Below are 12,255 nucleotides of genomic sequence, written 5' to 3' on the forward strand. Positions count from 1 at the left end.
CGAGTGGAATTTTTTTGTGGATACATGCTCACAAAGGACTGATAACGGGTATAGAAATCATATCGTACATAAAGGAGTGATCAGGTGAGAAAGTTAGGTTTTGCAATTATCTTGGCCCTAGGTTTGCTACTTCCTATGCAAGCGCACGCTGAAGAACGGACAGACTGGTTGCTCCACGGATCGGACGCTGACTTACAGGCTATTAGCCAAAAGGTGAGTCCGTTCACGAAGGAATTCAAGCATGCACCACTCGGGGAAGTCCAATTGACGCAGCAAGAAGTTGATGAAATTCGATCTCATTATCCGGACGTCAACATCTATCCAAACCGGGAATATGGAGTTGCAGCAGCCCCTGCCGCACCAGCACCACCATCCCAAATTACGTACCCAAAACGATTTACCCTCATCAATACCACGCCTGAAGCAATCGCTCCTTATACAGGAAAAGGCGTCCGTGTAGCGGTTCTTGATAGTGGAATCGATGTCACGCATAGCAAGTTGAGCGTCAAAGGTGGTTTTTGTGCCTTGCCGAAAGACCAATGCGCTAAAGGAACTGTACTCTACAATGACGACCTTGGTCATGGAACGCACGTAGCAGGAATATTGTCAGCTGCAAAAGCTAGTAACGGCACGATGGGTGTCGCGCCTGGCGTTGACTTATATGCCATCAAAGCCATCAATTCCTATGACTCAGGGCGCACCATCGACATTATTAACGGCGTCGAATGGGCCATCAACAACAAAATCGACATTTTGAATATGAGTATTACTACAAACCGCGATGATCCGGCACTCAAACTGATGCTAGAGAAAGCGTATGCAACGGGAATGATCATTGTTGCTGCAGCAGGAAATGAAGAAGATGGTAATCATTCAGATTCAGTCCAATATCCTGCGAAATATTCAACTGTTATTGCAACATCTGCGGTTAATATCTATAAAGAACGTTTTCTGGAAGCGTCCATGGGTCCTGAAGTGGAACTTGCAGCACCAGGAGTAGACATCTTTAGCACGTTTCCGCGTGAACTCGATGACGATGGAAAAAAAGACGGCTACTACGAATTATCAGGGACTTCCATGGCAGCTCCACACGTTTCAGGCATTGCAGCACTCTTAAAAGAGCGCTTCCCCGAAATGACGAACATCCGATTACGCTCAATTCTAGCAAATTCTGCAGAAGATTTAGGTGCTAGAGGACGTGATCGTCAATTTGGATACGGACTCGTACGGTATCCTTCAAAAGTAGAAGAAATTCCAATGATGACACAATATACTCAAAACGGACGTGTCGTATTTGAACTGTCGAACGCTGACAAGACATCAACACGTCAGTTGAAAATCGAAGAGCGCACAATCTCTGAGCAATCTCCAGGAAAGTGGGAGACATACTTGCTTCCAGGGACATACAAAGGGAAGTATGCTATCATGACAAATTCAGGAAAACAAATTCAAGAAGACATTTTAGTGAAAATAGAAGGTAAAAGTTATAAAGACGTCTCATCTTCTAAGTGGTATGCGCCGCAAATTGCCTATTTAGCTGATAAAGAACTGATATATGGTTTCGAAGGCAACGTCTTCAAGCCAGATCAGAAAATAACCCGTGCAGAAGCAGTAGCCATTATGGGCCGTGCGACAGGGTTAAACGGTGAACGGAGCAAGACGAAGTTTAAGGATGTAAATTCAAATAGTTTCGCATCTGGATACATTCAGTCCGCACAAGAAAAAGGATACCTTAGTGGATTCCCGGATAACACGTTCCGTCCTAACCAGCCGGTAACGCGTGGGGAGATGGCATTGTTGCTTCAAAAAGCCTTTACCATCCCGTTCGACTCTAAAAAAGCATCTCCGTTTAGTGACTTGTCACCTAAGGCTTCAAGTTATGAAGCAGTCCTAGCGTTGACCCAATCTGGAGTGACTAAAGGATATCCAGACGGTACATTTAAACCTTACGAGTCAATGACAAGAGCAACGTATAGTGTCTTTTTAGCAGGTGCAGAAAACCCGAGTTTGTTTAGATAAAGTATAAAACCGCGTAAAGCCTCCAGGCCACGCGGTTTTTTTGCGCCTAATTTGAGCAACCCGCCCGTTCCCCGGAGCAACCCGCTCAATCTACGCTGGAACCCGCTCATTCCACGTTGAACCACAAGTATTCCTACTACCATTTCCACTACCAAACACAAAACTACCTAGTATATCCCCAAACCTATCAAAATAAACAAATCTATCAATCTTGTAACACAAATGTAATATTTCATGTCAGTCTTTTCTGATAGGATATAAGCATAGCTAGAATTATAGGTAAATAGATGTTGGAAACAGTCAATCATCCTAAATCGAGGTGGGACATGAGAAAGCAACTAGTAGTCTTTTTGGCCTTTTTATTAGTTTTCGCAAGCGTGTTCACAGCAGCTCCTCATACAAGCCAAGCCGCTTCAGGGGAGAGCATCGTTGCCTACGCCAAAAAGTTCGAAGGAACACCGTATCTATTCGGTGGCACCACACCTGACGCATTCGATTGCTCAGGCTACATCCTTTACGTTTTTAAGTTTTTCGGCGTCTCATTGCCACGAACATCAGAAACGCAATTCAATGTTGGAACTTCCGTTGCTCGCGCTAACTTGCAAACTGGGGATCTCGTCTTCTTTGAAAATACATACAAGCCTGGTATTTCCCATACAGGCATTTACATCGGAAACGGAAACTTCATATCTGCAGAATCTAGCGGCGTTAAAATTTCGAACCTAGATACGAATTCATACTGGGCACCCAAATACGCAGGAGCGAAACGAGTAGCTGGAATCATAGCAACTCCGCCTGCAAAGCCGGCTGCACCAACGCCAACACCACCAGCTCCATCGAAGCCAGCACCAACTCCGGTGCCAACTCCGTCCACGTCTTTCAGTGACGTAGCTGCAAAGCATCCAGCATTCGAAGCAATCGAAACACTCAGCACACAGAAAATCATCAGCGGATTTCCAGACGGCTCATTCCAGCCCGACACGCAAGTCACACGTGGACAAGCCGCAACAATGATCAACCGTGTATTAAACTTGAGACAACGTTTTCCGCTTTCCTATAGTGATGTATCGGCCAATCATGCCTTTGCAAAAGACATTGCAGCTATGAGTGATGCTGGTATTTTAAGTGGGTATGAGGACGGGACATTCGGAATGTATGATCCTTTAACAAAAGCGCAACTTGCAATTATTTTGGACCGTGCATTCAGTATGACGCAGACCGCTTCTAGTTTAACGGAGAAACCATACCTAGACGTACCAGTAACATATCATGCAGCTGGTGCCATCAACGCATTGAAAAAGATGGACAAGACTTCAGTATTTCAAACAAAAAACTTTTCAATTTATGCAGATACGACACGCGCACAATTTTCAGCAGCACTTTATAGCGTTTCCGAAATGCGCTAACACCGACAACAAAAGCCACCCTGGAGCTCTGCGAAGGGGTGGCTTTTGTTAGTAAATCTATAAAACATGCTTTAAGGAGGAACACCTAAATGAAAACACAACCAGGTCCAATGAAACTAGCAACTGTAACGAAGACATTAACAATAGTTCTTTTACTTTTAACACTCCTCTTACCTATGTCTAGTGCAAAAGCAGACCAACTATCAGGAAGCAAGCTCGAAAAAGAATTACGAGAAATGATCGATAAAGGAATCCTTTCGGGCTACACCGATGGGACATACCGTCCTACAGAAAACGTATCCCGTGGACAATTCGCTGCATTTATCGCACGAGCATTGAAACTCCCAGAGGAAGATGGGAACTTCAAAGATGTACCGGAAACTAGTAAGCTGGCGAAAGACATTTATAGCGTCCAAAAGGCAGGACTCATGAGTGGATACAGCGGGGGCGTGTTTAAGCCTGATGCACCAATCACTCGTGAGCAAGTTTCACTGACCATGACAAACGTCTTGAACTATAGCCAAATGGTCTTACAAGAAACACGGATCGACTTCACCGATCTGGATAAATTCCAATCGTCAGGAAGTGTGCGCTCAGCTTACTACAACATCCGCTACGGAATCATCAGCGGGATTCCAAACGAAGATGGTTCGTTGCGTTTTGAGCCGAAGACGAACACAACCCGTGAGCAAGCAGCGGCATTCATATCCCGCTACTTAAAAGCGGTAGATGCCTACGAGCCACCTGACTTACCTGAAATCCCAGAAACACCTGAGCAACCGACACCACCAGAAGATCCAGTGAAACCAGAACCACCAACACCACAGCCACCGACTGACAACAAAACCTTCTACGTGGCGACACTCGAAAATGGCAAACTTAAAAAACAAACCCAAGGCTATACAGACTATCTAAAAGCCGCAGATCAGTTCAATAGCACGACGAAGTTCACAGCCATGTACAAAGGGGACGAACTCATTCGCGTCCGTCGAGGAATGGCATTTGGAGATAAAAAATCTCCAGCAGGAGCAAAAGAAAACACAATCATTTACTTCGATCCAGATTTCAAGAAACAAGCGACTTACGTGGAACAGGGAAGAGAGCTCATGTATCTCGGCTCCAATGATAAGTACGTCAAAGTACAGGTCGGAGCAACTGAAGGCTACGCCAAGCACTCAGAGGTCGATCTCATTCCGATTGAACTCGTCACGGACACAAACCGTGATTATTACACAGTTAGCCAGTGGGGGACACTTACCCACTTCACATACAACTACATGACCAAGAAATCCGCGTCCTATTACGTGCAACTCGCACCGGATTTCCTAAAGAAAAACGGGACCTACCACAGTCCAGATGGCGTCCACTTCTATGAAACAAACGGGAAGTTTGTAGGAACGTTCCTACCGTACTTTCAATTCCTATCTGCTCGCTCGAAAACAACCTACACGGGAGCAGAGTTGGATAAACTGATCGCGAACGTATTAAAAGAGCGCGAGCAGACTTATGGTGGACGCTACACCGATGCATCGAAGAAGTCCAAGCTTCTAGGACTTGGTTCAAGCTTCAAAAAGCTCGAGAACGACTATAACGTCAATGCACTCCTCATCCTATCGCTCGCCGTGCATGAAGGTGACTATGGAATGAGTGAAACTGCGCTAACATGCAACAACTTGTTCGGTCTATACAAATACGATTCCTTAACAAAGCTATGCCCAGACAAAGGGACGTTCAAAAATCCAGGAGACAGTGCAATCGCACTCGTCAAAGACTTCTTGAATCCGAATTACATGGATCCGACAAATGCATTAGGACGAGCTCAAGGCGCAGCATTCGGAAACAAAACAACTGGATTCAATGTCAACTACGCATCCGACCCGACATGGGGAGCTAAAGCAGGCGCACATATGTATGATCTGGATAAAGCAGCAGGCGGCAAAGACTACGGACTCTACAAACAATTCGCGCTGACGAAATTGGAGATCGCAACTAATGTCCGCACAGCACCAAGCACATCTGCATCAATCCTGTTCACGTACAAAGCCCGCTATAACGGAGTGTACAAAGACACAAGCAACGGACTATCACTCGGCTACCCACTTACCGTCATTCGCTCTGTTAAAGGCAACGACGGCAAGACTTGGTACGAAGTCTTCAGCGACAAAGCAAGCGCTCAAACAGGCTACGTCAGCGAAGACGTTGTAACGATCATCAACAATTAATCAACCCAAAAACCCCCACGCATGGCTAACGCTACGCGTGGGGGTTTCTCATTTCGGAAAATTGATTAAAAAGGTGGGCAGCCGCTCAAGCAAGCGCTAATGTGATCAAGCAAACGCCAAATCCAATCAAGCACTTACCCCCGCTTCAACAACCCAAGGAACCGTCTAAACCCAGCACGGTAAAAAACAAACAGCATCCCGGCATACACAACCGCACCAATCGGAACCAGCGTCCCAAGCTGCACAATCGGACCAAAGTTACCCAATCCAACAAACACCTTCGCAGTCCAAACAACCAACCCCATAATCACAGTAGGAATCAGCACTTGCGGCACCATTCGTCCAAAACGTTCCAACTCTTCCTTGCCAAGGTCCTTATACACCACAACCATCGACACCGCGAAGAAGTAAACACTCACGACGGACGTCGCTATTGCAAGTGCTGGATAGCCGTACCGGTCGACTAGCAACCAGTTACTCAAGAAGTTGATCAAAATCGTCGTCACACTGATCCGGAACACAACAGCGGTTTTTCCGCGTGCATACATCGACTTCGACAGCATCAGCTGCATCCCTTGGAATACGATGACCGGCAAGTACAGCATGAGTGCAACATGCGTCTTATGCGTATCGAAAGCCGTGAACTTCCCGTGTTCGTATATGAACGCAATAACAGAGTCCCCGATGACGAGCAACCCTGCTGCAATCGGCAACAGTGTCACAAGTGAAATTTCCATGCCACGGAAAAACGTCTCTTTGAACTTGGCGCGATCTTCAGTCTGCTCGCTCATCAATGTAAAGATGATGGCAGCGAGCGTCGTCGCGTAAATTGCGTTCGGAATACTCACGATGAGCGACGCATTATTCAAATACGTCACCGCACCATCTATGCTGGAAGCAAACGCCTTGTTCACGAACATGTTCACTTGCCCGACCACTGAATTCAGCAGGGAAGGGACGATGAGCAGCAAAAACGCATTCCGGAACTTGATATCCATCTTAAATTCCAGACGCCACTTATAATCAGAGCGCACTAAGTAGAACAATTGGACAATGACCCCTAAAATCGTTCCGAAGATGAATCCGTAGACCAGTGAAAAAATCCCCCACTGATCGTTAAACGAAATTGCGAAAATCACAGAAAATAACGTCGCCAGTACCTTTGACACTTGCGACGGCACGAAAATTCGACGCGACTGCAAATAGGAATCCAGCAATCCGCTTAATGCAATGACTGTCATGAACGCGAAGAACACTTGCGTCATCGGGATTGCAATCGCCGCTGTTTCAGCTTTCATTTTGATGTACATCAGTGGCAAGAAATAAGGCGCTCCGAACCAACCAATGAAACTGACTGCGACGAAAATAATCATCGTCCAGTTCAGCAACGCATTCGCATTATGGTCGCCAGTGTCACCTGACTTGCGGTTTTTAATATACATCGGTAAAAAGACATTATTGAATCCAGTGGAAATCATCGCTACGACTAATGTAATGAATGCAAACGATAGGAAATACGCATCCGTTTCATGCGATACCCCGAATTTCGTTCCGACAATCGATTCGCGTACTAAGCCAGACAGCTTCAGTACGAGTGCTAAGACCGCGGTCCAAAGCGCGGCTTGTTTTAACTTCCCCATAAAAGTCCTCCAATTTCCCTAGAGTCAGCCAATCAGCTGACAATAAATTCGAAAAAAGCTCCCTGATTCGCACCAGGGAGCTTCGCAATCAGTGTTTCAATGCTTTCAAGTAAATCGCTTCGTATTTCTCAGCAGCAGCAAAGTGCGAGTATTCCGCAATGATCTTCGCGCGACCCGCTTCAGCAAGCTGTTCGCCATATGCCGGATCTTCCAACAACTGAATCATCGCGTCACTCAACTCTTCTACGTTTTGCTCTTCAACAAGCAACCCGTCTTTTCCGCTATCGACGATCTCTTTCAGTCCACCAACCGCACAGGCGATCAAAGGAACACCAGAACCCATCGCTTCTAGCGCAGAAATCGAAGTCGCTTCTTCAACACCAGCCGAGTAGATCGACGGTACAAGTGCGACATTCGCGAGTGCATAATACTGCATCATCACTGAGTGATCCACTGCACCGAGCATCGTAATGTTGTCCGATACGCCAAGTTCTGCAGCTTTCTGCTTCATCGGCTCCATCATTTCGCCCGTTCCCGCAAATACGACACGCGCATTCGGAAACTTCTCCACAACAGCAGGGAGTGACAAAATCGGATACATGACGCCATTTTTCTTCGTCAACCGACGCGGTACGAAGAAAATCAGCTCGTCTTGAGAAAATCCGTATGTATCCCGGAACTCCGTACGACGTTCAATCTCAGGCTTAAATGACTCAACGTCGATGAAGTTCTTGATCATATTGCCCGTCACGCCAGTTTCTTTCAAAATGTATTCCTTAATGCGTGTATCGACCGTAATCACTTCGCGTGTGGACTTATAGCCTTTACGCTCCGCTTCTTGAAGTTCAGCCGCTTCCGGAGATCCTTCAATCACAGATCCTTTGGAGATGCCTTCAAACGTCAAGTAGCCGTGAACCGTACTGACAACAGGGACATTCGTTTCAAGCGCAGCAAATGTCGTGAATACGTCTTGTGCGTTGATGACATCGTATTCTTTCTTCGACACCGCATCTTTAATAAGAATCGCAAGCTCGTCTTGACGTCGTTTCAACGTCCAGACATAACCTTTTCCTTGCTTCATTTTATTGAGTAAAAACGCAGGACCACGGACGATTCCGTCACGCTTCCATTTCGGGACGTCCGTGAACGATACGACATCGACTTCATGCCCACGTGATTCGAGTCCTGATTTTAATGTAGTCAAGTGGACGGACAATCCGCCCAAATGAGGATAATCATATACAGTTGCCAGTAAAATTTTCACCGCTTAACGGCCTCCATTCAAAAACTGTTCCCGCAGTAAATCCACATTGCGGATTGCTTCGCTTCGTAATACTTGGACGTTCGGTTCCATCATTTGTTTCAACACATCGCTGTTGTCCAGCGCATAAATCGATTGCGCCAGCAAATCCTCTTTTGTGAATGAACCAAGTTCAAACGAATGCTCCCACATACCAGAACGCTTCAAGAAGCTCTCGACTTTGCGGTCATAACTCAATCCAACATGAGGGACATTCGACAATGCAGCAAAGATCAACGCATGCAAACGAAGCGCAATCGTAAGATCCGTCTGTTCAATGAAGTTATAGAACTGATTCGGTGTGAAGTGCTCACCAAGAATCTTAGTGTGATCTGCGTGCTTCATCAACGCTTGTACTTTCTTAGAGACATTCGTATCATATGGCGGCTCCATCGGTACAAACACAGGAGTGACCTTCCGTTGTTCGATCAATTCATCCAACGTCCACGCTAATTTCTCGATATACGCATCTTCGTGATCAAACCAAGGACGTGGCGCAACCGCAACCAATCGTTCGTCGCCAGTTAAATCGAGTGAATCATAAGCAGCCGTATCTTCGTCAGGCTTGAATGCAAACACGATGTCCGCAGTAACAACCGTCTCAGGCTTCGTGACACCTAAGTTCTCCAAATACGTCTTAGAATACTCGTCCCGAACTGTGACGAAATCGGCTTTGTTCGCAAGGCCTTTCATCAACGTTTTACCCCACTTACTCGTAACAGGACCAATTCCTTGAGAGAAAAACATCACTTTCGTTCCGCAAAGTTTTGCTAAGAGAACGATAAGCAAGTAGTAGGGAAGAGGACCGAACAAAAACTTCGTCGGGTACGTATCTTGCAACAACCCGCCGCCTCCAGATATCAGCAAGTCCGCTTTACGAAGCGCCTTGACCTTCTCCTTATTCCCATGACGCCATCCACGATAGACCGTAGAGACGCTATAATCCGACGCCGTTTGCTCGGGCGACAACGAAAACACCGTAATCTCGGGGTTATCCAGCTCCGCACGCAAGTTATCGATGATGGCTTTCAAAATCGCCTCATCCCCAGTATTTCCTAATCCGTAAAACCCGGACAGTACAATTTTCAATGGAAAATCCTCCTTAGATATATATGTAGACGGTGTTGATTTCCGCTATGGGCGGACGCTTTCCGAGGGGCGAGCGTTGAGCCTCCTCGGTCGCTTCGCTTCCTGTGGGGTCTCAACTGTCTCGCTGATCCCTTCGGAGTCGCCGCCCTCCGCTCCAATCAACGATACTTGTTATAAATAACGTTATTCAATGTAAAAGGTGCCCAGACAGACACTTAGGTTTGCAGCAGCGTCCGTTCGACTCCTGAGGGAATAGCGAAGGCTGAAGACCCTGGACTGAGCAAAGCGAAGGAAGCGGCTGAAGTCAAGCCCCTAGGAAAGCGAACGGTAAGCAGCTGCAAACCGTGGCAGAGAAAGCTCAATAGCTAGCAGCCGAAAACCGTGCCAATGAAAACTCATTATAGTAGTAAATAATTATCTCGATTCTTCACACTATCGGGCTAATTTTAGCACTATACGAACAGGCTGTGCAAGCCGTTGTCGTTTCTGCTATACTAAGACAATTGAAAGTAGCAACTGAGTGGGGGCACCCGAACATGAAAGAAAGCTATCTGGGCGTGAACGTGTCGCCTTTGACATACGAAGGAATCATCGAAGAAATTCGATTGCGCATGACTAAAAACGAACAATCGACAATCATCGCAGTCAACCCCGAAAAGGTCATGACCGCACAAAAAGATCCACAAGTACGCGACCTCATTAACGGCGCTACGTTCCAAATTGCGGACGGCGTCGGAATTTTGCTTGCATCGAAATTAAAAAAAGGCACGATTACATCCCGCGTAACTGGGGTAGACATGATGGCGCGGCTCTTGAAATTTGCACAAGACGATAAGCAGCCGATCTATTTGTATGGTGCAAAAAAAGAAGTCATAGAAAAAGCGGTAGCCAATATCCAAAAAGACTACCCTAGCATTCCGATTGCAGGTTTGACAGATGGTTATGAACAAGACGAAGAAGCACTCGTACAACGCATCCACGACAGTGGTGCACGAATCTTATTCGTTGCACTCGGTAGCCCGAAACAAGAATTATGGATTCGCCGCAACATGGAGCGGCTCAGTAACGTCCTAGTGTTTCAAGGTGTCGGTGGCAGTTTTGATGTGTTTTCAGGAACCGTTAAACGGGCACCGTCCTTTTTTAGGAAAACAGGCACAGAATGGTTTTACCGTCTTTGTAGCGATCCGAAACGCATCAAACGTCAACTTAACTTGCCACGTTTTCTCGTGCGTGTTCTAACAAGTAAATCATAGTAATCATGTAACCCCATATAATGAAGGAAAGAGGAAAAATCCAATGAAAAAAAGCATTTGTATCGTAGGTCTTGGCTATATTGGACTCCCAACTGCCGTTATGTTTGCCAATCATGGCCACCAAGTTCACGGCGTAGATGTCAATGAACCTGTCGTAAAGAAAATCAGTAACAAAGAGTTACATATAGAAGAGAATGGACTCCAAGCGTATTTGGACGAAGCAATTGACAGTGGCATGTTGACCGTATCGACAACACCACAAAAAGCAGACGTCTTCATTTTGGCAGTTCCGTCACCCATCAAATCTGACAAAACGGCAAATCTTGAATACATCCGCTCTGCAGCAAAATCGATTGCACCGTTTGTTGAAAAAGGGAACCTCGTCATTTTAGAATCTACAGTTCCACCTAAGACCGTTCAAGACATCGTCATCCCTGAATTGGTCCCAACGGGGCTTGAAATTGGGACAGACCTTCTCGTCTCGCATTCACCTGAACGCGTTATCCCAGGTAAAGTATTCGAAGAGCTTGTCACGAACGACCGGATCATAGGTGGCATCAACGAAGAATCTTCACGCGCGACGTCCGAATTGTACCGCTCATTCGTAAAAGGACAACTTCACGAAACAGATGACACCACTGCTGAACTCGTCAAAGTCATGGAAAACACATACCGCGACGTCAACATTGCATTTGCAAACGAACTTGCAAAACTCGCAGAAACCATCGATGTCGACATCTGGGAAGCCATTCGCCTTGCGAACTTCCACCCAAGAGTCAACATCCACCAACCAGGACCAGGTGTGGGCGGACACTGTATCGCAGTAGACCCATGGTTCTTAGTAGAACTTAACCCTGAACTAGCAAAACTGATTCACTTGTCTCGTAAAACAAACGATGGCATGCCGGAGTATACAGCGCAACTCACAGTAGATCTATTATCAGCATTGAACGCAGAGCATCCAAAAGTGGCTGTATTAGGACTAGCCTTCAAAGGCAACATCGACGACATGCGCGAAAGCCCATCACTCGACGTCATCCAACAAATGACAGAAAAAGGCCTAACCGTCTCAGCATACGACCCGCACATCAAAACCAATAACATTGATCTACAAACGCAAAACCTAGACGAAGCCTTAAAAGACGCATCAGCGGTCGTCATCCTAACAAGCCACAACAGCTTCAAACAACTCGATCCAGCAAAAGTAGGCGACCTCATGAAGGACAAACTCCTCATCGACGCCAAAAACTGCATCGACCGCACCAAATGGGAACAAGCCGGTTTCAGAACTCACGTCCTTGGTAACTCCAAGAACTGAATTCCAAG

General features: G+C 46.3%; 8 protein-coding genes. 5 read left to right on the top strand and 3 right to left on the bottom strand.

Annotated features, from left to right (window positions below; genetic code table 11):
* The first annotated feature begins 84 nt into the window (after positions 1-84).
* The 3 genes from DVB69_RS05110 (at position 85) to DVB69_RS05120 (ending at position 5,647) form a co-directional block, all read left to right on the top strand.
* Positions 85-2,019, top strand: a complete 1,935-nt coding sequence (locus DVB69_RS05110; protein WP_116017272.1) for a S8 family peptidase — start codon at positions 85-87, stop codon at positions 2,017-2,019.
* A 326-nt stretch (positions 2,020-2,345) separates the two neighbouring features.
* Positions 2,346-3,425 (top strand): C40 family peptidase, encoded by a 1,080-nt coding sequence (locus DVB69_RS05115; RefSeq protein ID WP_116017273.1) that lies wholly within the window; start codon positions 2,346-2,348, stop codon positions 3,423-3,425.
* A gap of 89 nt (positions 3,426-3,514) precedes the next feature.
* Positions 3,515-5,647 (top strand): S-layer homology domain-containing protein, encoded by a 2,133-nt coding sequence (locus DVB69_RS05120; protein ID WP_116017274.1) that lies wholly within the window; start codon positions 3,515-3,517, stop codon positions 5,645-5,647.
* Positions 5,648-5,781: 134 nt separating this feature from the next.
* Here DVB69_RS05120 and murJ read toward each other — a convergent pair whose 3' ends face one another.
* The 3 genes from murJ to csaB form a co-directional block, all read right to left on the bottom strand.
* A complete protein-coding gene (murJ, locus tag DVB69_RS05125; RefSeq protein WP_116017275.1) occupies positions 5,782-7,287 on the bottom strand; it encodes a murein biosynthesis integral membrane protein MurJ in 1,506 nt (501 codons plus the stop codon).
* 88 nt (positions 7,288-7,375) lie between these two features.
* Positions 7,376-8,551 carry a glycosyltransferase family 4 protein gene (locus DVB69_RS05130; RefSeq protein ID WP_116017276.1) on the bottom strand — a complete coding sequence of 392 codons (1,176 nt, stop codon included), beginning with the start codon at positions 8,549-8,551 and terminating at the stop codon, positions 7,376-7,378.
* Between the two features lie 3 nt (positions 8,552-8,554).
* Positions 8,555-9,676, bottom strand: a complete 1,122-nt coding sequence (gene csaB, locus DVB69_RS05135; protein ID WP_116017277.1) for a polysaccharide pyruvyl transferase CsaB — start codon at positions 9,674-9,676, stop codon at positions 8,555-8,557.
* A gap of 536 nt (positions 9,677-10,212) precedes the next feature.
* Here csaB and DVB69_RS05140 point away from each other — a divergent pair.
* Together DVB69_RS05140 and DVB69_RS05145 are read left to right on the top strand one after the other, a co-directional pair.
* A complete protein-coding gene (locus tag DVB69_RS05140) occupies positions 10,213-10,929 on the top strand; it encodes a WecB/TagA/CpsF family glycosyltransferase (protein WP_116017278.1) in 717 nt (238 codons plus the stop codon).
* Positions 10,930-10,972: 43 nt separating this feature from the next.
* Positions 10,973-12,247, top strand: a complete 1,275-nt coding sequence (locus DVB69_RS05145) for a nucleotide sugar dehydrogenase (RefSeq protein ID WP_116017279.1) — start codon at positions 10,973-10,975, stop codon at positions 12,245-12,247.
* The last annotated feature ends 8 nt before the right edge of the window (positions 12,248-12,255 follow it).

It is taken from the genome of Sporosarcina sp. BI001-red, from assembly GCF_003384035.1.
Classification (GTDB): Bacteria; Bacillota; Bacilli; order Bacillales_A; family Planococcaceae; genus Sporosarcina.

What these genes read in the sequence shown, in the direction of transcription:
- DVB69_RS05115 (WP_116017273.1), top strand. Translation starts at nt 2,346, where the DNA reads ATGAGAAAGCAACTAGTAGTCTTTTTGGCCTTTTTATTAGTTTTCGCA.
- DVB69_RS05120 (WP_116017274.1), top strand. Translation starts at nt 3,515, where the DNA reads ATGAAAACACAACCAGGTCCAATGAAACTAGCAACTGTAACGAAGACA.
- murJ (WP_116017275.1), bottom strand. Translation starts at nt 7,287, where the DNA reads ATGGGGAAGTTAAAACAAGCCGCGCTTTGGACCGCGGTCTTAGCACTC.
- DVB69_RS05140 (WP_116017278.1), top strand. Translation starts at nt 10,213, where the DNA reads ATGAAAGAAAGCTATCTGGGCGTGAACGTGTCGCCTTTGACATACGAA.
- DVB69_RS05145 (WP_116017279.1), top strand. Translation starts at nt 10,973, where the DNA reads ATGAAAAAAAGCATTTGTATCGTAGGTCTTGGCTATATTGGACTCCCA.